The organism is Sphingobacterium sp. Mn56C (genome assembly GCF_049319645.1).
GTDB lineage: Bacteria > Bacteroidota > Bacteroidia > Sphingobacteriales > Sphingobacteriaceae > Sphingobacterium.
On the sequence record NZ_JBMOUC010000002.1, the window covers coordinates 89491 to 114716 of the forward strand.

The window sequence follows — 25226 nt, forward strand, 5'->3', positions numbered from 1 at the left end:
ATTATTTTTTACGTAAAGCGTTAATCTCTTCTGCCGTAACAGAGTCGTATTTCTCCAATGAATTTCTAAAGTATTCCACTTGGTCATCAGGGAATGCACCTTCTTGAATAAGTTTAGTTTTATGTTGTAAGCTAGAGCTTTTCAATAATAACTTAACCTCTGCAATAGCGATACCCGGTAAGAAACGTAAGAACAATAGGAATAATGTAAAGAATAAACCGATAGATCCTACAAAGATACCCACGTCAACCCATGTTGGGTAGAACATTGCCCATGACGATGGTAAGTAATCGCGGTGTAAGGAAGTTACGATAATTACGAAACGCTCGAACCACATACCAATATTCACGATAATAGATAAAACCCAAGAGATAGGAATACTTGTACGAATCTTTTTGAACCAGAACAACTGCGGAGAGATTACGTTACAAGTCATCATCGCCCAGTACGCCCAAGCATACGGTCCGGCAACACGGTTAGCAAAAGCATACATCTCGTATTCAGAACCCGAGTACCATGCGATAAATAACTCCGTTAAATAAGCAATACCTACGATAGAACCCGTCACCATAATGATTTTGTTCATCGACTCGATGTGAAACATCGTGATGTAGTGCTCAAAGTTTAACACCTTACGAAGGATCAACAATAAAGTCTGTACCATGGCGAAACCCGAGAAAATTGCTCCTGCCACGAAGTATGGAGGGAAGATTGTCGTGTGCCATCCTGGAATTACAGACGTTGCAAAGTCCATAGATACAATAGTGTGTACTGAAAGTACTAATGGTGTAGAGATACCCGCTAAGATTAACGATACAATCTCAAAACGCTGCCATGTTTTCACCGATCCACTCCATCCTAAAGAGAAAATAGAATAGATTTTTCTACGTAAACCAGAGGCACGGTCACGTACAGATGCGATATCCGGTAATAAACCACAGTACCAGAACACTAAAGAAACGGTAAAGTAAGTAGAAATCGCAAAGGCATCCCATACCAATGGGGAGTTAAAGTTTACCCACAAAGATCCAAATTGATTTGGTAGCGGGAAAATCCAGTAAGCTAACCAAGGACGCCCCATGTGTGCTACAACGTAAGTAGCGGCACAAATTACGGCGAAGATTGTCATCGCCTCGGCTGAACGGTTAATAGAATTACGCCAATTCTGACGGAATAGTAACAATACGGCTGAAATCAACGTTCCGGCGTGACCGATACCTACCCACCATACAAAGTCGGTGATATCCCATGCCCAACCTACAGTTTTATTCAGACCCCAAGCGCCAATACCCGTCCAAAACGTGTATCCAACACTCACAACCCATAACATAGCTCCACACACGGCTACGATAAATCCTATCCACCAAGCTTTGTTTGGTTTATTTTCAACCGGTAGTAAGATATCATCAGTTATTTGTGCATAAGTGATGCCCTTACCGGTCATTAATGGTTCTCTTAATATTGATTCGTTATGCGATGACATAGTTTTTTTATTTCAGATATAGAATAAAATTATGCTTCAAATGTGTTTCTTACTTTTGTCATATAACCGATGTTCGGCTGAACATTGATCTCTTCCAATACGTAGTATACACGTTCGTTACGTAATGCTTTTGAAACTTCAGACTCTGGATCGTTTGCATCACCGAAGATAATAGCGTTTGCAGAACAAGCAGCTTGACAAGCCATTACTACATCGCCATCTTTTACTTTACGGTCTTCCATTTTTGCTTTCAATTTACCCGCCTGGATACGTTGAATACACATTGAACATTTCTCCATTACCCCACGAGAACGTGTTGTAACATCAGGGTTCAATACCAACTGTGTAAATTCATTGTTCAAGTAGTTATCAAAGCGAGAGTCATTCCAGTAGTTAAACCAGTTGAAACGACGCACTTTATATGGACAGTTGTTAGCACAGTAACGTGTACCAAAACAACGGTTGTATGCCATATGGTTTAAACCCTCTGAAGAGTGAACCGTTGCTAATACCGGACATACCGTTTCACAAGGAGCATGCTCACAGTGTTGACACAACATCGGTTGGTGTACTACCGTAACATTTTCGAAATCTTCGATATGTGCAATCTCCTTCTCTTTGGTATATTTTGTTCCGTTATCTTCGATTGTATAGTAACGGTCGATACGTAACCAGTGCATTTCACGACGACGGCGAACCTCATCACGACCTACTACCGGAATATTATTCTCTACGTTACAAGCAACAATACAAGAACCACAGCCCGTACACGCATTTAAGTCGATCGCCATAACCCATTTATGTCCAGGTTGTTCAAACTTATTCCACAAATCGTATGTTTTGTGTGAATCCGCGAAGCGACCAGCCTCCGAGTTAGGATCTTTTAAATACTTAGCGAAAGTTGTCTCCCGAATAATGTTACGACCTTCGATGGTATGGTGTGTTTGTGTTTGAGCTAATTCGTATGTACCTGATGCTTTAGATAGGCTCGCTTTTGCCGACAACTGCACTGTACCATTTACTAAAGATGCAAATGGGAAAGCATTTTTACCAACTTCATTACCCGCCTTACCCACATTCGTACGACCATAACCTAAAGCTACAGAAACGGTATCCATCGCCTGCCCCGGTTGGAAAACTACAGGCAATTCAATAGATTGACCATTCGCTTCAACTTTTACACGACCATGCTCACCAATGCCTAATTTCTCAGCGAATTTAGGGTTAATAGCGGCATAGTTATCCCAGGTTACTTTAGAAACAGGATCAGGAAGCTCTTGCAAGTACGCATTGTTTGCATAACGACCATCACGCATTACTGTAGACTCGTATAATTTCAATTCTACATCACCTGTAATTTTTTTCGCATCAGCAGTAATCGCAGCAGCAGCAGCATTTACATCCACATTTGCAGTATATGAAGATCCTGATTTAGACCCTTTGTATACAAAACCCGCTTGTAACACATCTTTCCATGCTTTACCTGTACCCGATAAGATCGAAGATTCCCAGTTTTGTCTTACAAAATCATATACATTTGTAGTATCACCAGCCCATAATAAGAAGCTTTGCTCCGCTTGTCTGGTATTAAATACAGGATTAATAGTCGGTTGAACTACCGTAAACAAACCTTCTTTTGAAGAAGAATCACCCCAAGACTCTAAGTAAGTAGGTATAGGAGCAATAGCTTTTGTTAAAATGGCAGTTTCGTCTGCACGGTCAGCAAATGACAAGCTAAAATCTACTTTCGCAATAGCCGCTTTTACGTCATCCGCTTTAAAGTAATCGTAAGCAGGATTGCTGTTTAAGAATAAAGCAACACCCACTTGACCAGCTTTAGCAGCCGTTAAGAATTGTTGAAAATCAGCATCAGATCCTTGGTATTGTTTAGCATAGTTATCTAAATCAATAATAGAACCGTAAGCACCTAACTGCGTATTGATGGCATTTACTAAGGCTTGGATATGAATATCGTTAGCACCCGCAACAACAATAGCAGAACCTTTAGCATTTACTAACTCCTTTGCAGCAAGTTTAATAGCTGTTTGAGCTTTAGCATTTGTTGTGCCACCTGCTACCGATTGGCCTGTAATAGCATTGTATAATGCAATTAATACCGCACCCTCTTCAGAAGGTTTGATAGCAATACGAACATCCGCATTAGATCCCGTCATAGAAAGACCAGATTCAAATTGGATATGACGTGACATTTTACCATTTTTCAATGATTTATAATCACGATTTTTAATATAATCTTGGGTATGCTCTTCACCTGCCAACCAAGTTCCTAAGAAATCAGCCGCTACAGAAACAACAACCTGAGCATTATCAAATTTATACGATGGCACCACAGCTTTACCAAAAGAAGCTTTGTTTGCTTCAATAATCGCGCTATACGAAATAGCATCGACCTGCACATGTGTAGTAGTCGGGTATTTTGCTGTTAACTTAGCGATAGACGCTAATGTTGATGGAGAATTTACCGTATTTGAAACAACCGTAATCTGCTTTCCTGCAGCCGCAGCCTTATCTAAAGCCGCAATAACGGTACTATCCAATTTAGACCATTCTACATCCTTACCACCAATTTGTGGGTTTTGTAATTTCGACATATCGTACAGATCCAATACCGATGCAACAGTTATTGCATCTGTACCTTGGTTCAATCCGATTGCATTTGGGTTTGCTTCAACAGAAATAGGACGACCTTCACGTGTTCTAACCAAAATACTCTGTCCATTAAATGATGAAGCGTAGAAGTTAGGAATTCCTGGAGTAACCTCCTCTGGCTTGATTACATACGGAACAGCCTTGTGAACCGGCGTACGGTTACATGCTGCCAAGGTAACAGCCCCTAAACCAAAACCTAAAGCTTTCAAGAAGTCACGACGTGGTGTTCTTGTACTTAAGCCTGCTTCATTTAATACATCTTCTACAGGAATAGACTCAGCAAACTCACCTTTGCTGTTCTCAACAAACGCTGGAGTTTGATTCAACTCTTCTAAGCCTTTCCAATATTTTTTATTGCTATCCATTTAAGCTGTATATAAGATTGCGTTTTCCGAATTAATTATTAATAGTGACACTTACCACACTCTAGACCACCGATCATTGCCGCAGTCATCTTCTCTCCTTTTTTCAATTTCTCGTGTGCCTCGATCAATTGATCGTAATACTTGTTATCCGTATTTACTTCTGTTGTTCTGTGACAGTCAACACACCATTTCATCGTTAACGGAGAGTATTGATACACCTCTTCCATCGTCTCGATAGGACCGTGACAAGTTTGACACTCAACGCCCGCTACAACAACGTGTTGTGAGTGGTTGAAATACGCAAAATCAGGTAAATTATGAATTCTAACCCATTCAATAGGTCTGGTATTTTCACCATAAGTACGGGTATCTGGGTTCCAGTCTACCGCACGGTATAACTTCAATAGTTCAGGAGAAATTTCACCATTGTAGTGATCTGCAGCAGTAATTGTATTATGACAGTTCATACATACGTTTGCCGAAGGAATAGAAGCGTTTTTAGATTTAAACGCACCACCGTGACAATACTGACATTCAATTTGATTTACACCCGCGTGAATTTGGTGAGAGAATTTAATCGGCTGCACAGGCTTATATCCTGTATGCACACCCACATTCCACATCGTCTGCCATCCTAAAACAGCCAACAACGCCACCACCATCAAAGCAGCAAAACCTACTAATTTTTTGTTTTTAAGGAACTTCTGTGCGAATTTCGCTTTACCAGATTCCACAATAGCCTCGTTACGCGCTTTCGCAGCATCAATAGCAGTTTGGTTGTTTGCAATAACCTTCTCTAAAGTCTTCGTTACACGACTTAAGATAAAAATTACACCAACAGCCAAAATCAAGATCGCCGCCATCCCAATAACCATAAAAGTCGAAGCATCTGAACTTGCAGCAGCACCGGCAGCACCAGCACCACCAGCAGCAGGACCTGCCGCCAACTTCACTTCTTCTTCTTTCACAAAGGCAATAATACCTTTGATCTGATCATCCGAGAACTGCGTAAATGCAGGCATCGCAATTTTGTTGTGATCCTCAAAAAGTTTCTTTGCAACTGGATCTCCAGAGTCGATCAACGCTTTGGAGTTTTTAATCCACTTTACCAACCAAGCTTCATCGTGACGTTCCGTCATGCCTTTCAAGGCAGGACCGGTCATGTCTCTATCAATCTTGTGACAAGCAGTACAGTTTGCTTTAAACAGCGCAGCCCCTTCTTTCGCATCCTGCGCTTTTGATGTCAATGTAACGGCAAATAACAATACCAAACTGATCGATATTGACTTCGCTAGTCTTCCCAATACGGATGAGATATTTCTCATATTTAGCACTTTATACTATTTATTTATGAATATAAAAATTACTTTGTTTCATTGCTAGTACGCATAGCGACACTAAACAATGCACAAAAGTATAACTTTATAAGTAATCCCTGACAATTTAATGACGCAAATTATCAATTTAAAATCATTCTAAATAAATCCATTTATATAGCCTTTAGCAAGGAAAACGCCCCATTTAAAGGAATTTATTTATTTGGAATTAAGTGCAAAAAATTAACATAAAAAAAAATGATTGCAGAAACAAAAAAGCTGGTATTTAAGCATTGATTTATAACACCATTATTCTTAATAGCATGTATAATGTATCGAAATTTTGAATATATATATTATTACTTTTGCATACAGCTCAATCACTGCAGGGGTTCTATGGAGCGAAGCCTTACAGTATTCAATAACCTTTAAACAATTAAAGAGATGAATAGTTCTAAAAATTACAATAAACTAAGTGCAGAGGAGCAGTATATCATCTTGCACAAAGGTACAGAACACCCATTTACTGGATCCTTACTAAACAATAAAACCAAAGGTCTCTATCTTTGCAAACAGTGTGATGCGCCACTTTATCGATCGGAAGACAAATTTGAGTCGCACTGCGGATGGCCAAGTTTTGACGATGAAATACCTAACGCTGTAAAGCAGGTTCTGGACGCCGACGGCAGAAGAACCGAGATTGTCTGTGCTAATTGTGGCGGACATTTAGGTCATGTATTCTTAGGAGAGGGTTTTACCCCTAAGAATACAAGGCATTGTGTAAACTCCATTTCCATGAAGTTTATCGCAAAGGAAGATTCTAGCGCCGAATAAGCGCACATGGCACAACGACCTTTACCAGATCTTTGTTGGTGCCATTTATTTCACTTATCAAGATATCTACAACTTGCTGTGCAATCTCGCCCATATTTTGGGCGATTGCACTGACAGGGGGTTCCACCAAAGAAAATACAGTATTCTCGTCAAAAGAAACGAGCTTATGTATGGGCAAACCAAAAGTCTTTATAGCTTTGAGACCAGATAAGGCCAGGTAATTTGTAGCAAACAATATACCATCGAGCTTATTTGTTACTATAAAGTCTTTTATGGCAGCAACTGTATCTTCATCCGACTTTGAAGCGTCAATTCTTTTGATTAACGGCTCCAGCCCTATTGCAGCCACAGCTTCATTATAGCCCTCCAACCGGCCACGCATTTGCAATTGCTCCGAATTAATCGTTATAAAACCAATACGTTCGGCTTTTTTTTCCTCTGCCAGGTATTTAACACCCAACAGTGCACCCTCCTTATTTTCTGAAATCACAAAATTTGTTTCCAAATCATCCAAATTCCTATCAAATAATACCACGGGGACATTATTTTTCAACAATCGCTGAATAATCTCAGTTAGCCCTTCTGTTGGGGTGATAATAAATCCATCAATCTGCCTATCGTAAAACAGCTGAATCAGCTCTTTCGCACGATTTACATCGTTATTCATACTACAATACACAATATGGTAACCGTATTCATAGGCTAGCTTTTCGATATGATCAGCTATATTTGCAAAAAATGAATTGGATATATCTTCGACTAATAAACCTATGGTTTTAGATTTACCGGTACGTAAACTCTTGGCTAACTGATTAGGCTTATACCCTACCTGCTTAACATAATCTAACACCCGTTTAGTAAGCTGCTCACTAATACGCTTCTCTCTCGCCTTATCATTTAGAATAAAGGAAACGGTGGTAACCGAAACACCTAAATTCAGGGCGATATCACTTATCGACAATCTTTTCTTCATTATTTAAGTCTTGGCTTATATTTCATTACGAAACTACTAAAATACACGTACCTTTCCACAAACAAAAAATTATAAATTTAAGCTAAAAGGTTTTATATTTCCAAAATATAACGAGAATCACAAGTGAAACCCATACGAATTATGAAAATAAGTTTGCTATTGTTACTGGCTACCCTACCGCTTTTAAATGCTGTACAAGCACAGCAAAAAGATTACACCCAATATGTAAACCCATATATTGGTTCCGCAGGGCATGGACATGTTTTTGTTGGGGCGAATGTACCAAATGGAATGGTCCAGTTGGGGCCAAGCCAAATCCCCCATACCTGGGATAAATTTCAAGGTTGGGATTGGTGCAGCGGGTACAACTATATAAGTGAAGATATCCTAGGGTTTACCCACACGCACCTTAGCGGTACGGGTATTGGCGACCTCAATGACATCTTGGTGTTGCCCGCTACCGGCGATTTTAAACTTACACCGGCCCCATACAACCAAATGGATAAGGGCTATGGCTCGCATTTTAAGAAAGAAAATGAGCTGGTAAAACCGGGGTACTATAAGGTGCAGTTGGACGACTATGGTATTGAAGCGCAATTAACCTCCTCAGAACGGGTGGGATACCATCGCTACAGCTTCCAAAATAAGGATAATGCACATATACTGATAGATTTGGGCTTTAGGATGAACTGGGATACTCCGACAGACACGTATGTAAAACTCGTAAACGACACGACTTTAGTGGGCTATAGATTTTCGAAGGGATGGGCCGACGACCAAAAGGTATATTTTGCCATACGATCTTCCACAGCATTTAAAGAGGTGAAATTTTATAATAATACCCAAGCATTAAAGGATAGCCCGGAGGCTAAAGGAGCAGCGGTTAAAGTGATTGCTACGATCGACCCGGAAAAACCCGTCGAGCTGAAAGTTGCTTTGTCTCCTGTTAGCAGCAGCAACGCTCTCGAAAATATAACGGCAGAAATTCCTTACTGGGACTTTGACCGGGCGCGTATGCTGGCAAAAGATAAATGGAACCAGGTATTATCAAAAATAGATTACCAGGCCGATACAAATCTGAAGTCTATTTTTTACACCGCCCTATACCATACCTACTTTGCACCTACCTTGTTTAACGACCATAATGGTGATTATAGGGGCACCGACAAGCAGGTACACCGGGCAGCGGATTTTAATAATTATACCGTTTTTTCCTTATGGGATACCTATAGGGCTTTGCATCCTTTGATGACCATTTTGGAGGATAAAAAAGCGAAAGATTATGTAAAAACAATACTTAAAATCTACGAACAGCAGGGCAAACTCCCGGTTTGGCACCTTTGGGCAAACGAAACGAATACTATGGTAGGGTTGCCGGCAACACCTGTTTTGGCTGATGCACTTTTAAAGGGATTAGTAGACCCTACAGATTACGACCTCTTATATGAAGCGGTAAAAACTACCGCTTTGGGCAACGAAAATGGTTTAACCTTCGTTAAACAACTGCAGTACATTCCTATAGAAGATATGAACCATGAGTCTGTAGCTTGGGCGCTGGAGTATGCCATAGCTGATTATGGTGCTTACCAAATAGCCAAATTCTTACAAAAAGAATCGGATGCGGCGTACTTTGAAAAACGCTATAAATTGTACCAAAAATATTTTGATACCGAGGTAGGGCACTTTGTTGGCCGACAGCGCGATGGTAACTTCCGTCGCCCTTTTAATCCGTTAATGGCCAAACACCGTGAGAATGATTATTGTGAGGGAAATGCCTGGCAATATACGTGGTTAGTACCGCAGGATGTTCATGGCCTTATTCATCTCCTTGCTGGTGAAAAGGGATTCACACAAAAATTGGATGAATTTATCAACCTGCCTGAGGCTCTGGACGATGCCTCGCCTGATATTTCGGGTATGGTCGGGCAGTATGCGCAGGGAAATGAACCCAATCATCATGTCCCCTACCTTTATGCCTATGTTGGGCAACAGTGGAAAACCGCAAAGTTGCTACGTGAAGTAACAACGAAATACTATACCAACAGCCCCGCGGGTTTATGTGGCAATGATGACTTAGGACAAATGAGTGCCTGGTATGTATTCACTGCAATGGGCTTCTACCCCGTAAATCCGATGGAGGGCAAGTACATATTTGGATCTCCTTTAATGGAATCGGCAACCCTGCAATTGCCAAATGGTAAAACATTTAAAATACAGGTAAAAAATTATGCTGCCCAAAATATATACATCAATAGGGTTACTTTAAATGGAAAAAACTACCCTAAAAGTTATATCAAACATGACAATTTGATTGATGGAGGCACGTTAATACTTGAAATGTCTGCCAAACCAAACAAAAAATTTGCCGTTGAGGTAGATAATAGGCCATAACCTACCCCGAACTAATCAAGGCACACTTATTGTAATAAAACGATTAAAACGAAAGGAAATTTATTATGAAAGATTTGAGCAACATCAATGTTCAAGATATCAACACAGGAGACAAAACAGACTTCTACGCAAGTTTTCGCGAAAAACTGGTTGAAGTAGAGCAATTTCCAACCCTGTATACGTTTAAATTTATTGTACCTGCTAGCTTGGAAAACAACGCGGAGATTGAAAAAATATTCGTCCACCCTAGCACTAAAATAGCTGTTAAAGATTCTAAAACTGGAAAATATAACTCCTTAACCGTAGAAACGTATGTTGCAACGGCCGACGAGGTTATTGCGTATTATAAACAGGTCGCTAAGATAGATAAGGTTATTATGCTTTAAGTATATACCAACAAAAAGGGCTGTCAAAATGACAGCCCTTTTTGTTGGTATATAGTGTTTATGCTTCAACTTCCTCAGAAGCAAATTCTTCATATAAGGTTCCAAAACCTTCATAATCCGTATCTGATTCTGGCGTAAATACACGTAGCTTTTGATCTTCAATAAACTGCAACACTTCTGCATTTAAATTATCATCCGCCTTTACGACAACATCGGTATAGGTCAGCGCACCTTTGTACACATCGGCATAACTACCGCTACCATACACCGCTGCGTCTGCTGCAGAAACATCTTCCTGCGCAGCCATTTCGCCATACTTGGCACCCAATGTGTTTGATGGGCTAAAATCAGACTCTTCGTTAAACAACGAGTAGAACACCTTCGCATCTTTAAAGGTTGGATCATCATGATACACCTTTTTCAAGTAAAGCGGAATCATTGCTGTAAACCATCCATGGCAATGTACCACATCTGGCGACCAGCCTAATTTCTTAACCGTTTCCAAGGCACCTTTACAAAAGAATAAGGAACGCTCATTATTGTCGTCGAAATACTTGCCATGTTCATCACTGAAAACTTTCTTACGTTGAAAAAACTCTTCATTGTCCAGGAAGTAAACCTGCATACGTGCAGCAGGCAAAGAGGCTACCTTAATAATCAATGGATTGTCGTTATTATCCACCACTATATTCATTCCCGACAACCTTATAACCTCGTGAAGACGATTTCTGCGCTCATTAATACCTCCAAAACGCGGCATCAGGATACGAATTTCGAATCCTTTTTCTTGCATCGCTTGAGGTAGTTGGCGTGTAATTTCAGAAATTTTACTTATTTCAAGGAAAGGCGACATCTCGTGGGTAACAAACAATATTTTCGTTTTTGCCATCTCCAATTATTTAATTTTATTTTTTTTGAACAGTAAAATCGGTTTACAAAGATACTAATAATATCTAAATTTTACAATTCATCAATTCATGCAGCTTTTTAATTACGAATTTATTACGCACCTTTACCCTCTTATTTTAGGTTGGCAGTATGCAAATTTTTAAAACCAAAAACGAAATACAGGCCTTTGTAAAACAACAAAAGGCCGAAAATAGACGTATAGCATTGGTTCCTACCATGGGCGCTTTACACAGCGGGCACCTTTCGTTATTAGATAAAGCAAAAGAAAATAATACGTTAACTATCTGTAGTATTTTTGTAAACCCGACACAATTTAACGACCCCAAGGACTTGGAAAAATACCCGAGACCATTGGAAAATGACATTCGCTTATTAGAAAAGGCAGAATGCGACGTCTTATTTTTGCCGGATGTACAGGAGATGTATCCCGATAAGGACGAAAAATGGCATATCGACTTGGGTAGCCTGGATCAAATCTGGGAGGGCGCCAATCGACCGGGACACTTTCAGGGGGTAACACAGGTGGTTTATAAACTCTTCACGATAATTGAGCCTGATGTAGCCTGCTTCGGACAAAAAGATTTTCAACAGGTTATGGTGGTTCAGCGTTTAATTGATAGCAAACAGCTGCCGGTTACCCTTATCATTTGCCCTATTATACGCGATGAAAAGGGCTTGGCACTAAGCTCTAGAAATGTGCGCCTAAGTGAAACGGGAAAAACCAAAGCTTTGGTTTTATCGAGGGCATTGACCTTAATAAAAGAGGGCTTCCAGGAGCAATCCTTTGCCGCACTTTTAAGCCAAGCTAAGGCTTTGATAGCAGGGGAAGGAGACGTCGAGTTGGAGTATCTGGCCATCTGTGAGACGACCACATTAATGGAAACTGAGCGGATAGAACCAAACCAAAACTATGTGGCACTTATTGTGGCTTGGATTGATGGTGTACGCCTAATCGACAATATGTTGTTAAACAACAATTAGGTAATATTTATATTTTTTTTCTGCATAGTATACAGCAGAAAAAGTAATTTTGTATCATGATGATTGAAGTAATGAAGTCGAAAATTCACCGTGCTCGTGTAACACAGGCTGAGTTGAATTACGTAGGGAGTATTACCATTGACCAAGACTTAATGGACGAAGCAAATATTCTTGCAAACGAAAAAGTCCAGATTGTAAACAATAATAACGGCGCTCGTTTAGAGACGTATGTTATTCCTGGCGAACGGGGCACAGGTACCATTTGTTTAAATGGTGCTGCTGCACGCTTAGTTCAGGTTGGTGACATTGTAATTATTATATCGTATGCATTAATGACGACAGAGGAAGCCAAAGTACATCAGCCGCGATTGGTATTCCCAGACGACAATAATCGTTTAATTAAATAAACTGTTTTAAAAGCCCCGAAGACGAAGACCTGGAAAAAATCCAGGTCTTCGTTTTATAACAGCTTCTGGTTTATCTTTTCAGTACATCCTTTGGATTTTGCCGCCATGAAATGCTTGTACTTTTTAATACTGGAAAGAAATAACAAACATTAGCTATTGATTTCAAGATACTTAGTGTAATTTTCAATAATTTTAATTCCAAAATGTAGCACATCCTTTTATATTAGCGTTTTACAGATGGATTTAAATTAATATAAACTACAATGAAAACTACTAACCTTATTAAGACTTCACTGGTGGCATTAGCTGGTGTATTTTTGTTTAGCGCCTGCAATAAAAAAGATAATACCGATTACGAGGAATTTTACAGACAACAAGAAAAATCACTCGACTCATTAATTTTCTCGCAACGTACAGCCATTGAAAATTATGCAAAAAGTACTTACGGCACTCCTGTGAAGGATACGGTGTCCATGCGTTATTATTATTTAAATAAGAAAACGGACAGGTCAATTTGGTATGAGGTAGTTAATGAACCTACAGATAATACGTATGAGTATAAAGCAACACTAACAAATGGTGGCTATGTTGCTGTATTACCGATATTAAAATTAAAATACACGGCTAAACTTTTGAATGGAACTGTCGTTCAAGAAGATAAAACGGGTTCTACCTACAACTGGCAGAACAACCCTAACACCCCTATTTTTAACAACTTATGGTACTACGCGTTTACGCCGTATGACATTAAAATTAATGGTGATGCCAAAATTATTGGCGGTATTACCAAAAATGGTCTTAAAAAAGGCAGTAAATTTAGAATTGTAGGACCATCGGTATTTGCGTTCCAGAACAGCACACTTGGCGATAAGATTCCTGCTAACTCACCCTTAGCTTACGAATTTGAGGTACTAGAAATCAGCAACTAAATTCCTTGTATAAAAATAAGGCGTCATTATGGGCGCCTTATTTTTTATACCTCTTTTTTATTCGGAATGCCTGTTGCCTTAACATTAGGTATATGGTTTATTTTTATTTAGCATTGTAGGCATCATTAAAGATCTTATTTTTACAGCATATCACGATAATTTACATGAAAAAACTACTCTTCCTTTCCTTCGCTATTCTTTCTACAGCGCTTGTTGCAACTTCTTGTAGCGATAAAGACAAAATCAGCTATGAAGAATTGCTACAACAGGATAAAGAACGTGTTGAAGCCTTGTTAAAACAACAGGCGCCGATATTGAAAGCATACGCGGAAAAAAATATCCCCGGAGCCAAATTGGATACGGCAAGTGGCATATGGTATAAGGTATTGGCTCCAAACACGGATAATAGTTATAATTTCTATGCAGCAAATGGTTATATTAAAAACTTCATGGTAACGGCAAAATACGAGGGGCGTCTGGTAAAAGATGGTGCTGTATTTGATGCGAACGACAAGGGTGATGTTTCTTTTACGGCGGATGGAATTATCAATGCTTGGGTAAGAGCGATAATACCTAGCGAACAGAAGCTGAATGGAACGATCTATAATATGGGTGGACTAACACCGCTGGGAATTAAAAAAGGAGGAAAAATCCGATTTGTTGCCCCTTCCCCTTATTGTTATGATAAGTATGGCAGAGGAGCGGTAATTCCTCCTGATGCGCCTTTGGACTTCACCATTGAGGTCTTGGATATTAAATAATATACACAGCGGGTTGCTCATTTGGGCAACCCGCTTGCTTTAAGCTATAAAAAATTTTTATATTTATGCCTTTCTAAATAGCTTAGCATAATAGCATAAAAAAATGAAAATAGCGCTAGCACAACTCAACTATCATATCGGTAATTTTGAGAGCAATGCATCCAAAATTATTCAGGCCATTCAACAAGCCAAAACACAAAATGCTGATCTTATAATTTTCGCTGAACTCGCTATTGGTGGTTATCCAGCCAAGGACCTCCTCCGAAATACTGTTTTTATTCAGCAATGCCATACTTCCATTCAGCAGATTGCGCTGCATTGTGTGGATATATGCTGTATTATAGGTGCTCCTGTGCGTAATACAAACCAAGAGGGAAAACCTTTATTCAATGCGGCAGTAGTATTATCCAATGGTAAAATCAATTCGGTTACGCATAAATCATTATTGCCTACCTATGATGTATTTGATGAATACCGCTACTTTGAACCTAACACGGCTCCTCATTGTATAGACATAATGGGCAAGAAGATTGCGCTAACCATATGTGAGGATCTTTGGGACAATGATACAGACAATTCTTATGTTGGCGATCTTATGCATAAACTGGCAGCGGAAAAGCCTGACCTTATTGTTAATATCGCTGCCTCTCCCTTTTCATATGTACACTTTGAAGAACGCGTAAAGGTGTTGAGAAGCAATATCGTTAAAGCCTGTGCTCCTTTAGTGTATGTAAATCAGGTTGGTGCACATGCTGATATTATCTTTGACGGACGCTCTTTAGCCCTCGATAAATCTGGATCTATCCTTACCGAACTGGCGGCCTTTGAAGAGGACTTGAGCTATGTAACCTTAACGGGGGGAGATTTCGTGGTAGACCAGCAACAGGCCAAACAGAACCCTTCAGAAATTGCATGGATACATCAGGCTTTATTGCTCGGAATAAAAGATTTCTTCCGAAAATCAGGCTTTAGTAAGGCGGTGTTAGGCTTGTCTGGCGGTTTAGACTCGGCTGTCGTTGCCGCTCTTGCTGTCGAGGCTTTAGGTGCTGAAAATGTATTGGCCGTATTAATGCCTTCCATATATTCTTCAGATCACTCTATAAAGGATGCCATGGACTTGGTCGAAAATACGGGCTGTAAACACCTTGTTTTGCCCATCAAGGATATCTCCGAGGCCTTTGATCATAACCTTGCAGAGGCATTTAAGGGGTTAACACCTGATACAACAGAAGAAAATATCCAAGCGCGGATACGTGGAACCTTGTTAATGGCGGTGTCTAACAAATTTGGCCACATATTGCTCAACACCTCCAACAAAAGTGAAGCTGCAGTGGGCTATGGTACCTTGTACGGTGATATGGCCGGTGCATTAAGCGTTATTGGTGATGTGTATAAAACGCAGGCTTATGAACTTGCTAAGTACATTAACCGGGAGCGCGAAATAATTCCACTTAACACCATCGTGAAAGCGCCCTCAGCAGAACTTAGACCAGATCAAAAAGATTCCGACTCTTTGCCTCCTTACCCAATACTTGATGCAATACTCTATCAACTGGTGGAAAAAGAGAAGTCAGGATCTGAAGTGGTTAAACTGGGCTTTGATATAGACTTGGTGACACGCATCAGCAAACTGCTGAATAATGCTGAATTTAAACGCTTTCAAGCCCCTCCAATTTTAAGGGTAAGTCCGAAGGCTTTTGGGCCTGGAAGGGCAATGCCTTTAGTTGCAAAATTTTCTTTTTAAAAAATAAACCTTTTTATGAACCGTATGTCTAAAGGATTATAAATAAAGTATGTTATGAAAAATTTTTTCCTATTCCTTGCCGCGGTAGCCTTCATTGTTCTGGGCTCCTGCTCTTCGCGCAAATTCCATACTACACGTATTCAAAGCATGGATTTTAGCAAGTTTAAAACGTATGGCTGGCTGCCCCCGGTAGACTCGCTATCCAAAGATTTCTATAATAATGATATTGCTAGAGATAATATCCTTTCTACGGCAAACAAAACGCTAGAACAGCATGGCCTTACTTATAGCAAGGATAATCCTGATATTTTATTCCGTTATATTGCCCTTGTTAACAATAAAAGTAAATTAATATATAGCAGCCCATATTATGGTGGTTTCGGTTGGGGTGGCCCTTGGGGTTGGTATAGCCCTTGGTCTTTTTATGGCGGTTTCTATGGTGGTTCTTATCCGGTGGCTAAGGAAAGGGTACGCTACGGACACCTTATTCTGGAAGCTATCGACCGCAGTACAAATACAGTAATATGGCAAGCTCGTGGTTTTAGTGAGGTTAGCGTTCCTGAAAAAGCCATTAACGATTTACCTAAAATGGTAACCGGTGTTTTAAAAGAGTATCCTTTTCCAACACAAAAAAGATAATTCAAAACATACCGACATATATCGGCTGCCTGAATAAGGCAGCCGATTTTTTTTAATTACTATCGCCCAAATAAACCAAGCATACTGCCTTTGGCATATACATGCTACCCTTATAATCGGATAAATCATGCAGAAACTGAAAAAACGCTACAGCAGTTCAATGATTTATAATTTTTCTTGTTTAAACGTAAATATTTTAACATTTTTACATAAATCACAACTGATAAATATCCAACTATGCTTAAATCAATTCTTTCGTTTGTTTTTATATTTGTTGTTGCCCAAAGCTTTGCACAGCTTACACTGCAGCAGAAATTGCAGTCTAATTTGGACTTACCAACGCAATTTCAAATTTTATTAGCGCAATCTCGTTCTCAAGATGTGGACTTTAAAATTATTCGTAAATCAAATATTGAAATTATACAGAAAAATGTAGCGGATTCTATAGCGAAATATACCAAAGAAATTGCGAGCTTAAAAAGCAATAGCTCGTCTTCAGTAAATACACTGCAAGCGGTAAGGGATTCGTTAAGTTTGATTAAAGAGGAATTGCATACCGAAAAACAGAAAACGGATAATGTTTCTGTTGCTGGGTTAGAATTCGGTAAAGGGGCGTACCACGGAACGGTGTGGACTCTTATTGCGGTATTGTCTATTGTTTTGCTGACTACAGTTTTTTCGTTCCGCAAAGCAAAGGTCGATGCTGTAGTGCATCAGCAAACCGCAGAGGAAGTGCAAAATGAATTCCATACCTATAAGAAAAAAGCGATGGAAAAGGAGCAGCAATTAAAGCGTCAGCTTTTAGATGAGCAGCTAAAAAGAAATCAATAAGGTTAAGCTTTGATCAAAGTTAACCGCATAATACTTCAAAAAGCCGAAGGTATCGTTTTTAAAAGATGCTTTCGGCTTTTTAGCTTTTTACCAGCTTTATTTTCAATAAACCCTTACTATCAAGCACTTACATTATAACAGCAGGGCATTTTCCTTAAAAAAATGACGCTCTTTTTCTGGTTTGCCTAAGCGCTGGAGGTTTTAAAACTTGAAATTTTACATTTAGAAAATAAATTTTTTTATATGCTTTGCTTTTAATTATATAACACTTATTTTTGCATTCCGAAATACCGCTCATGAAAAGAGCTGTAAATTAAACAGATTAATAAATTTTAGTCCCTATAATATGCCCAATATTGGTAAAATAGCGCAGATTATCGGCCCAGTGGTTGACGTCAACTTTGCCGACAATGAAAATCTTCCTAAGATTTACGATGCATTGTACATTGAAAAAGAAAATGGACAACGTATTGTTCTAGAGGTTCAACAGCACTTAGGTGAAGAACGTGTTCGTACAATCGCCATGGATGCTACCGAAGGTTTAGTACGTGGAATGAAAGTTGTTGACACTGGTGCTCCTATAAAAATGCCTATCGGTGAAGAAATCAAAGGCCGTGTATTCAACGTAGTTGGTGACCCTATTGATGGTATTCGCGAATTGGACAAGACTAACGGACGTTCTATTCACAATACTCCTCCTCGTTTCGAAGATCTTTCTACAGAAAGTGAAGTATTATTTACAGGTATCAAAGTTATCGATTTATTAGAGCCTTATGCTAAAGGTGGTAAAATCGGTTTATTCGGTGGTGCTGGTGTAGGTAAAACGGTTTTAATTCAGGAGTTAATCAACAATATCGCTAAAGGTCACGGTGGTCTTTCTGTATTTGCGGGTGTTGGTGAGCGTACTCGTGAGGGTAACGATTTGCTTCGTGAGATGTTGGAGTCTGGTATTATCAAATACGGTGAGCACTTTATGGAAGGCATGGAAAAAGGCGAATGGCCTTTGGATACGGTTGACCAAGAGTTGATGAAAGATTCGAAATGTACATTTGTTTTCGGACAGATGAACGAGCCTCCTGGTGCACGTGCACGTGTGGCGTTATCGGGTCTTACCGTTGCTGAATACTTCCGTGATGGTGAAGGCGAAGGAAAAGGTCGTGACGTATTATTCTTTATCGACAATATCTTCCGCTTTACGCAGGCGGGTTCTGAGGTATCGGCATTATTAGGTCGTATGCCTTCAGCGGTAGGTTACCAACCGACATTGGCAACGGAGATGGGTTTAATGCAAGAGCGTATTACCTCTACAAAAAATGGATCTATCACTTCTGTACAGGCCGTTTACGTTCCTGCCGATGACTTAACTGACCCTGCTCCGGCAACAACATTTGCCCACTTAGATGCAACAACGGTATTATCACGTAAGATTTCTGAGTTAGGTATCTACCCTGCGGTGGATCCTTTGGACTCTACATCGCGTATCTTATCGCCAGCGGTATTGGGTTCTGAGCATTACAATACGGCTCAACGTGTTAAAGAAATTCTTCAACGTTATAAAGAATTACAGGATATCATCGCTATCTTAGGTATGGACGAGTTATCTGAAGAAGATAAATTAACTGTACACCGCGCACGTCGTGTACAACGTTTCTTATCACAGCCTTTCCACGTTGCTGAGCAATTTACAGGTTTGAAAGGTTGTTTAGTAGACATCAAAGATACCATCAAAGGTTTCAATATGATTATTGATGGTGAAGTAGATGAATACCCAGAAGCAGCTTTCAACTTAGTAGGTTCGATTGAAGATGCTATCGAAAAAGGTAAAAAATTATTAGCGGAAGCGGTATAAAGATAATCGGTGTAGCATTTTATGGGTGCTACACCGCTTATCATCCTCACTACTCAATACTCAGAAATAATGAAATTAACAATTATTACTCCAGACAAATTAGCTTTTGAAGGACCGGTAACAGCTGTTACTGTTCCAGGAACGGCAGGATCTTTTCAGATCTTGAACGATCACGCGGCTATTGTGTCGACGCTAGAGGATGGCAAGCTCATTATTAAAAACAATAATGAAGAACAGGTCATTATTATTAAAGGTGGTGTAGTTGAAGTAAAGGACAACAATATCATCGTTTTAGCGGAAGGAATTGTGCAAGACTAGGAATAGTAAAAACGATAAAAAATAGCCCTTAAGACTTCAAGTTTTAAGGGCTATTTTTTTTTACTTTTCTCTCCATTTTTATGATTTTAGGAAGAATTTCGACCTAAACTTAAAAAAATTAAAAAAACAAATAAAAGACCGATTTTAATTTTGGTCTACCAATAACAAAATTAAAAACCTATAATAAGCCATTTTTACAGATTTTTATTTTGAAATAAAAAAATAATTGAAATAATAATCTTTTTTAAAATACTTTAATTGGCTATTGTAAAGAATTTTAAATCGGAGTAACTTGAGGAAGTGAAAAAATAGCCGCTATAACTCTATTAAAAATAGTAACAGTATATTCATCCATTACGCTACGCTTATGCAGTACTACAATCAGAATACATTGATTTACCTAAACGGTGAATTTGTGAAAGCTACAGGCACCAGAGTCGACTTGTTTAGCCAGTCGCTGCATTATGGTTATGGCGCATTTGAGGGTTTGCGGGCTTATAGTACGCACAATGGCACGCGTATCTTTAAGGCAGAGGCTCATTTCGAAAGATTGCGCAAATCTTGCGAGGCGATAGGCTTCTCGTATACCTGGAATAATAGAACGTTAATTGAACAGTGTTATGCTTTGTTATCAGCCAATAACCTCCGTTCTGCGTATATCAGGCCGTTGGTGTTTTCGGGCTCGAATATGCACTTAACATCGGCAACAGAAGCGCATATTATGATTGCCGCCTGGGAATGGGGCCCTTACCTTGGTCAGCATCTTATTCGGGTAAATATTTCGGATATAGAACGTCCTAGTAAAAAATCCTTTTTAATAGACGCTAAAGTTTCTGGGCAGTATATTAATGCCATTCGGGCGACTACAGATGCTATTCGAAATGGATTCGATGAGGCTTTACTTGTAGATCAGGAAGGATATGTGGCGCAGGCATCCAGCGAAAATATTTTTATCGAAAAGGATTTTAAAATTTATACCCCTCCTATTGCTGATGTTTTCCCGGGAATAACCCGCCAAACTGTAATCGGCATTTGTAAAGAGTTGGGTTTTGAAATTATCGAAAAAAGGCTTACAGTGCAGGATATTTATACCGCCGATAGTGCCTTTTTATCTGGTACTGCTGCAGAAATAATTGGTATCAAGCAGGTAGACCATGTGGTATATAAAGAAGATTGGGAACATACGATAGGCGCATCTATCCAAAGAAAATATAAAAACTTAGTATTAGAGCAAGAGAATTATGAAGTCATTATCTGACCAAGAACAAACATTAAACAAATACAGTAGAATTTTTACGCAGGATGAAACACAGCCTGCGGCAAAGGCCATGTTGTATGGTATTGGTTTAACCGATGCTGATATGGATAAAGCGCAAGTTGGTATTGCAAGTATGGGCTATGATGGGAACACCTGTAACATGCACTTAAATGACCTGGCACAGGTTGTTAAAAAAGGTATCTGGTCTAATAATTTAGTGGGTCTTACCTTTGGCACAATTGGCGTAAGTGATGGTATGAGCAATGGTACCGAGGGTATGCGCTACTCGTTGGTATCGCGAGATGTTATCGCTGATAGTATTGAAACCATCTGTGGCGGGCAGTATTACGATGCTGTTGTGGCTATACCCGGTTGCGATAAAAATATGCCTGGAGCAATCATGGCTATGGGGCGTTTAAACAGACCTGCAATTATGGTCTATGGCGGTACTATTGCTCCTGGACACTATAAGGGCGAAGACTTAAATATTGTATCTGCTTTTGAGGCATTAGGTAAAAAAATTGCCGGCACAATATCGGATGAGGATTATGATGGCGTCATACGCCATACTTGCCCTGGTGCAGGTGCTTGTGGTGGTATGTATACGGCAAATACGATGGCTTCTGCTATCGAGGCATTGGGCATGAGTTTGCCGTACTCTTCTTCTAATCCTGCCGTTTCTGAGGAGAAAAAAAATGAATGTCTTGAGGTGGGCAAATATATGCGTATCCTCTTGGAAAAAGATATTAAACCTTCGGATATTATGACACGTGAAGCATTTGAAAATGCAATACGTACCATCGTTATACTTGGAGGTTCTACCAATGCTGTTTTACACTTTATTGCAATGGGTAAATCTGTTGGCGTAGATATCAGCCCGGATGATTTTCAGCGTATGTCGGACCAAACGCCGGTTCTTGCTGACCTTAAGCCTTCGGGAAAATACTTAATGCAGGACTTACATAACTATGGTGGTGTGCCTGCGGTATTACGTTATCTTTTAGACGAGGGTTTGTTACATGGCGACTGTATTACGGTAACGGGAAAAACTTTGGCCGAAAATCTGGCGGATGTTAAATCTATCATGGATTATGAACAGCCTATAATTAAACCTTTGGCAACACCTATTAAGGCTACAGGCCATTTGCAGATTCTTTACGGAAACTTAGCCGAGCAGGGTTCTGTGGCTAAAATATCGGGTAAAGAGGGCGAGAAGTTTACCGGTCCAGCGCGTGTATTTGATGGCGAACAGGATTTGGTTGCTGGTGTAGCTTCTGGAAGAATTAAAGCGGGTGATGTTATTGTAATCTTAAATGAAGGCCCTAAAGGTGCTCCTGGTATGCCGGAGATGTTGAAACCGACTTCCTTGATTATTGGCGCTGGCTTAGGCAATTCGGTCGCTTTAATTACGGATGGCCGCTTCTCGGGGGGTACGCATGGCTTCGTGGTAGGCCATATTACACCTGAGGCTTTTGAAGGCGGATTAATTGGGTTGGTACAGGATGATGATATTATTGAAATCGACGCTGTTAACAATACCTTGAACCTGCGGGTGTCGGATGAAGAAATTGCAAGACGTCGTGCAAACTGGAAACAACCTGCATTGAAAGTCACAAAAGGGGTATTGTATAAATATGCCAAAACGGTTGCCAATGCATCACAGGGCTGCGTAACGGATCTGTAATAAGGCTAGGTTGTATTTAGGTAGGCACAATACTATTAAGTTTGAGGCTTGCCTTGTACACGATCGCACGGTTGTTTAACCGACTTATTATGCGCTATGCATTTTTTACTTTTTACTATTTCATTTTTACTTAAATAAACTATGAGTACACTGGAACAAACGGAAACAAAGGCGTCTAAAACGCAGGCTGCACCGGCACAATTATCGGGGTCGCAGGCGGTTTTGGAAGCCATGATCCATGAGGGAGTGGACACCATTTTTGGGTATCCTGGTGGTGCCATTATGCCAATTTATGATGCGTTGTACGATTACAACGATAAGTTAAAGCATATTTTGGTCCGCCATGAGCAAGGTGGAATTCATGCTGCACAAGGTTATGCACGTACTTCCGGACGTGTGGGTGTGGCTTTTGCAACAAGTGGCCCCGGCGCAACAAACTTGGTAACAGGTTTGGCCGATGCCATGATCGACAGTAACCCTATTGTCTGTATTACTGGACAGGTATTTGCTTCGCTTTTAGGTACCGATGCTTTTCAGGAAACAGATGTCGTAAATATTACAACACCGGTCACCAAATGGAACTATCAGGTAACTGATGCGACCGAAATACCAAGTGTGCTGGCCAAAGCGTTTTATATTGCCCAAACGGGTAGACCAGGCCCTGTGTTGATCGATATTACTAAAAATGCGCAAATTCAACTCTTCGATTATCAAGGGTATGAAAAATGTACGCATGTACGTAGTTACAGACCTGCACCCCTGGTGCGTAAGGAGTATATTGAGGCGGCAGCAAAACTTATTAATGAAGCCAAAAAGCCCTTTGTACTTTTTGGTCAGGGGGTAATATTAGGACGTGCAGAACAGGAGTTTAAGGATTTTATAGAGAAGGGTGGTTTCCCGGCAGCAGCGACCGTAATGGGGCTTAGTGCCTTAGAAACGGACCATCCACAGCATGTGGGTATGCTGGGTATGCATGGCAACTATGCGCCAAACGTGATGACAAACGAATGTGATGTGCTTATTGCTGTTGGGATGCGCTTCGACGACCGTGTTACGGGGCGTTTAGACAAATATGCTAAACAGGCGAAGGTGATTCACTTGGATATCGACCCGGCAGAAATTGATAAAAATGTAAAAGCTACCGTTCCTGTATGGGGCGACTGTAAAGAAACTTTACCTGCCTTAACGGCATTGTTAAAACCTCTTGATCATAGCGCTTGGTTGCAGCAGTTTCGCGATCTCGAAAAAGAAGAAATTAAAGAGGTTATTCAACCGGAGCTTAACCCTACGGGGGAGGTGATGACCATGGGTGAGGTAATACGTGTTCTCAATGAACTTTCGGGTGGCAATGCGATTATCGCTACCGATGTTGGTCAGCACCAGATGGTGGCTTGTCGTTATGCAAAATTCAATAGCTCCAAGTCGAGTGTTACTTCGGGGGGCTTGGGAACCATGGGTTTTGGTCTTCCAGCAGCAATTGGAGCTTGGTATGGTGCGCCACACCGCGATGTGGTAGCTATTATCGGCGATGGTGGCTTCCAAATGACCATCCAGGAGTTAGGAACGATTATGCAATTCGGTGCAAAGGTTAAAATTTTAATCTTAAACAATGAGTTCCTAGGCATGGTACGCCAATGGCAGCAGCTGTTCCACGACAAACGTTATTCTTTCGTAAATATCACTAGCCCTGACTTTGTGGCCGTAGCGAAGGGATATTATATTGAGGGCAATAAAATATCGGAACGTAAAGATTTAGAAACCGCCATAAAAACAATGTTGGACCACAATGGTGCTTATTTGTTAGAGGTAATGGTAGGCAAAGAAAACAATGTATTCCCAATGGTTGCGCAAGGTACATCTGTTTCTGAAATCCGTTTGAAGTAATATTAAGGCATAAGTAAAAAATGGAAAAACAAGAATACACCATAACCATATATACAGAGAACTCTATCGGTATGATAGGCCGTATCTCTGGTATATTTTCCAGAAGAAAGATTAATATTGAAAGCTTAAATACCTCTCCTTCCGAGGTGGATGGTATACATCGCTTCACCATTTTAATTACCGAATCTGAAGAGGTGGTACGAAAACTTTGCCGCCAGATTGAAAAACAGGTGGAGGTATTAAAGGCGTATTTTAATACTAACGACGAGTTGATTTGGCAGGAACAGGCGCTTTACAAGGTGCCGGCATCGGTTATTTCAGAAAAGGTATATGTCGAAAGGTTGCTACGCCAATACGGCGCCAATGTGGTTGTAATCCGAAATGATTATATCGTCTTTGAAACAGCAGGACATCGGGAAGAAATTGACCGCTTAACGGAAGAACTGGGTAAATATAAGCTCATTGAATTTGTGCGTGGCGCTCGTATTGCCATTATTAAGGATAGCGCTGGTTTCCACGCTAAGCTGAAACAGTTTGAACAAGAAGAACCTGCTCCTGAAATGGTAGAGAATGAATTCTTAGATCAGCAGGATAAGGTGTTTACCATGTAATCG

Annotated in this window: 21 protein-coding genes; 16 read left to right on the plus strand and 5 right to left on the minus strand. The window is 40.1% G+C overall.

The genetic code is table 11. The features are described from left to right. Position 1 precedes the first annotated feature (1 nt). Genes nrfD through ACL9RF_RS07815 form a run of 3 tightly spaced genes read right to left on the minus strand, consistent with a single transcriptional unit; the run spans position 2 to position 5843 of the window. On the minus strand, positions 2-1483 hold the full coding sequence (gene nrfD, locus ACL9RF_RS07805) for an NrfD/PsrC family molybdoenzyme membrane anchor subunit (protein WP_422800060.1): 1482 nt from the start codon (positions 1481-1483) through the stop codon (positions 2-4). Between the two features lie 29 nt (positions 1484-1512). After that, positions 1513-4518, minus strand: coding sequence for a TAT-variant-translocated molybdopterin oxidoreductase (locus ACL9RF_RS07810; protein WP_422800061.1), 3006 nt, complete (start codon positions 4516-4518; stop codon positions 1513-1515). A 38-nt stretch (positions 4519-4556) separates the two neighbouring features. Beyond that, a complete protein-coding gene (locus ACL9RF_RS07815; protein WP_422800062.1) occupies positions 4557-5843 on the minus strand; it encodes a cytochrome c3 family protein in 1287 nt (428 codons plus the stop codon). A 435-nt stretch (positions 5844-6278) separates the two neighbouring features. On the opposite strand from ACL9RF_RS07815, the gene ACL9RF_RS07820 reads away from it, so the two are divergent. After that, positions 6279-6668 (plus strand): methionine-R-sulfoxide reductase, encoded by a 390-nt coding sequence (locus ACL9RF_RS07820; protein WP_422800063.1) that lies wholly within the window; start codon positions 6279-6281, stop codon positions 6666-6668. On the opposite strand, the gene ACL9RF_RS07825 is transcribed toward ACL9RF_RS07820, so the two are convergent. Next, a complete protein-coding gene (locus ACL9RF_RS07825; RefSeq protein WP_422800064.1) occupies positions 6655-7641 on the minus strand; it encodes a LacI family DNA-binding transcriptional regulator in 987 nt (328 codons plus the stop codon). The genes ACL9RF_RS07820 and ACL9RF_RS07825 overlap by 14 nt on opposite strands. Positions 7642-7782: 141 nt before the next feature. On the opposite strand from ACL9RF_RS07825, the gene ACL9RF_RS07830 reads away from it, so the two are divergent. Continuing rightward, positions 7783-10032, plus strand: a complete 2250-nt coding sequence (locus tag ACL9RF_RS07830; protein WP_422800065.1) for a GH92 family glycosyl hydrolase — start codon at positions 7783-7785, stop codon at positions 10030-10032. Positions 10033-10097: 65 nt separating this feature from the next. Next, positions 10098-10418 (plus strand): DUF493 family protein, encoded by a 321-nt coding sequence (locus tag ACL9RF_RS07835; protein WP_422800066.1) that lies wholly within the window; start codon positions 10098-10100, stop codon positions 10416-10418. Positions 10419-10476: 58 nt separating this feature from the next. Here ACL9RF_RS07835 and ACL9RF_RS07840 read toward each other — a convergent pair whose 3' ends face one another. After that, positions 10477-11307: a glycogen/starch synthase gene (locus tag ACL9RF_RS07840; protein WP_422800067.1), complete on the minus strand. Its 831-nt coding sequence runs from the start codon at positions 11305-11307 to the stop codon at positions 10477-10479. Positions 11308-11456: 149 nt separating this feature from the next. Here ACL9RF_RS07840 and panC point away from each other — a divergent pair, with 149 nt between their 5' ends. The 13 genes from panC to ilvN all read left to right on the plus strand — a co-directional run bounded on the left by panC (position 11457) and on the right by ilvN (position 25223). Further along, entirely contained in the window at positions 11457-12308 is an 852-nt protein-coding gene (gene panC, locus ACL9RF_RS07845) for a pantoate--beta-alanine ligase (protein WP_422800068.1), read from the plus strand. 56 nt (positions 12309-12364) lie between these two features. After that, entirely contained in the window at positions 12365-12715 is a 351-nt protein-coding gene (gene panD, locus ACL9RF_RS07850; protein ID WP_422800069.1) for an aspartate 1-decarboxylase, read from the plus strand. Positions 12716-12978: 263 nt separating this feature from the next. Next, a complete protein-coding gene (locus ACL9RF_RS07855; RefSeq protein WP_422800070.1) occupies positions 12979-13644 on the plus strand; it encodes an FKBP-type peptidyl-prolyl cis-trans isomerase in 666 nt (221 codons plus the stop codon). 164 nt (positions 13645-13808) lie between these two features. Further along, the gene (locus ACL9RF_RS07860) at positions 13809-14405 is read left to right on the plus strand and encodes an FKBP-type peptidyl-prolyl cis-trans isomerase (RefSeq protein ID WP_422800071.1); all 597 of its coding nucleotides are present in this window, start codon (positions 13809-13811) and stop codon (positions 14403-14405) included. Positions 14406-14508: 103 nt separating this feature from the next. Continuing rightward, the gene (locus ACL9RF_RS07865) at positions 14509-16149 is read left to right on the plus strand and encodes an NAD+ synthase (RefSeq protein WP_422800072.1); all 1641 of its coding nucleotides are present in this window, start codon (positions 14509-14511) and stop codon (positions 16147-16149) included. Positions 16150-16203: 54 nt separating this feature from the next. Continuing rightward, positions 16204-16788 carry a DUF4136 domain-containing protein gene (locus ACL9RF_RS07870; protein WP_422800073.1) on the plus strand — a complete coding sequence of 195 codons (585 nt, stop codon included), beginning with the start codon at positions 16204-16206 and terminating at the stop codon, positions 16786-16788. A gap of 237 nt (positions 16789-17025) precedes the next feature. Then, complete coding sequence (locus tag ACL9RF_RS07875; protein WP_422800074.1) at positions 17026-17619, plus strand: hypothetical protein; 594 nt, start codon at positions 17026-17028, stop codon at positions 17617-17619. Positions 17620-17965: 346 nt separating this feature from the next. Beyond that, positions 17966-19468: a F0F1 ATP synthase subunit beta gene (gene atpD, locus ACL9RF_RS07880; protein ID WP_422800075.1), complete on the plus strand. Its 1503-nt coding sequence runs from the start codon at positions 17966-17968 to the stop codon at positions 19466-19468. Positions 19469-19537: 69 nt separating this feature from the next. After that, a complete protein-coding gene (gene atpC / locus ACL9RF_RS07885; protein ID WP_422800076.1) occupies positions 19538-19786 on the plus strand; it encodes an ATP synthase F1 subunit epsilon in 249 nt (82 codons plus the stop codon). 367 nt (positions 19787-20153) lie between these two features. Continuing rightward, complete coding sequence (locus ACL9RF_RS07890; protein WP_422800077.1) at positions 20154-21044, plus strand: branched-chain amino acid transaminase; 891 nt, start codon at positions 20154-20156, stop codon at positions 21042-21044. Beyond that, the gene (ilvD, locus tag ACL9RF_RS07895; protein ID WP_422800078.1) at positions 21028-22728 is read left to right on the plus strand and encodes a dihydroxy-acid dehydratase; all 1701 of its coding nucleotides are present in this window, start codon (positions 21028-21030) and stop codon (positions 22726-22728) included. Before ACL9RF_RS07890 ends, ilvD begins: the two co-directional genes overlap by 17 nt. A 141-nt stretch (positions 22729-22869) precedes the next feature. Continuing rightward, positions 22870-24612, plus strand: a complete 1743-nt coding sequence (ilvB, locus tag ACL9RF_RS07900) for a biosynthetic-type acetolactate synthase large subunit (protein WP_422800079.1) — start codon at positions 22870-22872, stop codon at positions 24610-24612. 20 nt (positions 24613-24632) lie between these two features. Then, positions 24633-25223, plus strand: coding sequence for an acetolactate synthase small subunit (gene ilvN / locus ACL9RF_RS07905; protein ID WP_422800080.1), 591 nt, complete (start codon positions 24633-24635; stop codon positions 25221-25223). The last annotated feature ends 3 nt before the right edge of the window (positions 25224-25226 follow it).

Excerpts from the sequence above, each read along its gene's own strand:
- ACL9RF_RS07825 (WP_422800064.1), bottom strand. The coding sequence starts at position 7,641 with ATGAAGAAAAGATTGTCGATAAGTGATATCGCCCTGAATTTAGGTGTT.
- ACL9RF_RS07860 (WP_422800071.1), top strand. The coding sequence starts at position 13,809 with ATGAAAAAACTACTCTTCCTTTCCTTCGCTATTCTTTCTACAGCGCTT.
- atpD (WP_422800075.1), top strand. The coding sequence starts at position 17,966 with ATGCCCAATATTGGTAAAATAGCGCAGATTATCGGCCCAGTGGTTGAC.
- ilvB (WP_422800079.1), top strand. The coding sequence starts at position 22,870 with ATGAGTACACTGGAACAAACGGAAACAAAGGCGTCTAAAACGCAGGCT.
- ACL9RF_RS07875 (WP_422800074.1), top strand. The coding sequence starts at position 17,026 with ATGCTTAAATCAATTCTTTCGTTTGTTTTTATATTTGTTGTTGCCCAA.
- ilvN (WP_422800080.1), top strand. The coding sequence starts at position 24,633 with ATGGAAAAACAAGAATACACCATAACCATATATACAGAGAACTCTATC.
- ACL9RF_RS07890 (WP_422800077.1), top strand. The coding sequence starts at position 20,154 with ATGCAGTACTACAATCAGAATACATTGATTTACCTAAACGGTGAATTT.
- ACL9RF_RS07865 (WP_422800072.1), top strand. The coding sequence starts at position 14,509 with ATGAAAATAGCGCTAGCACAACTCAACTATCATATCGGTAATTTTGAG.
- ACL9RF_RS07870 (WP_422800073.1), top strand. The coding sequence starts at position 16,204 with ATGAAAAATTTTTTCCTATTCCTTGCCGCGGTAGCCTTCATTGTTCTG.
- ACL9RF_RS07820 (WP_422800063.1), top strand. The coding sequence starts at position 6,279 with ATGAATAGTTCTAAAAATTACAATAAACTAAGTGCAGAGGAGCAGTAT.
- panD (WP_422800069.1), top strand. The coding sequence starts at position 12,365 with ATGATGATTGAAGTAATGAAGTCGAAAATTCACCGTGCTCGTGTAACA.
- panC (WP_422800068.1), top strand. The coding sequence starts at position 11,457 with ATGCAAATTTTTAAAACCAAAAACGAAATACAGGCCTTTGTAAAACAA.
- ACL9RF_RS07830 (WP_422800065.1), top strand. The coding sequence starts at position 7,783 with ATGAAAATAAGTTTGCTATTGTTACTGGCTACCCTACCGCTTTTAAAT.
- atpC (WP_422800076.1), top strand. The coding sequence starts at position 19,538 with ATGAAATTAACAATTATTACTCCAGACAAATTAGCTTTTGAAGGACCG.
- ACL9RF_RS07815 (WP_422800062.1), bottom strand. The coding sequence starts at position 5,843 with ATGAGAAATATCTCATCCGTATTGGGAAGACTAGCGAAGTCAATATCG.
- ACL9RF_RS07835 (WP_422800066.1), top strand. The coding sequence starts at position 10,098 with ATGAAAGATTTGAGCAACATCAATGTTCAAGATATCAACACAGGAGAC.
- ACL9RF_RS07855 (WP_422800070.1), top strand. The coding sequence starts at position 12,979 with ATGAAAACTACTAACCTTATTAAGACTTCACTGGTGGCATTAGCTGGT.
- nrfD (WP_422800060.1), bottom strand. The coding sequence starts at position 1,483 with ATGTCATCGCATAACGAATCAATATTAAGAGAACCATTAATGACCGGT.
- ACL9RF_RS07810 (WP_422800061.1), bottom strand. The coding sequence starts at position 4,518 with ATGGATAGCAATAAAAAATATTGGAAAGGCTTAGAAGAGTTGAATCAA.
- ACL9RF_RS07840 (WP_422800067.1), bottom strand. The coding sequence starts at position 11,307 with ATGGCAAAAACGAAAATATTGTTTGTTACCCACGAGATGTCGCCTTTC.
- ilvD (WP_422800078.1), top strand. The coding sequence starts at position 21,028 with ATGAAGTCATTATCTGACCAAGAACAAACATTAAACAAATACAGTAGA.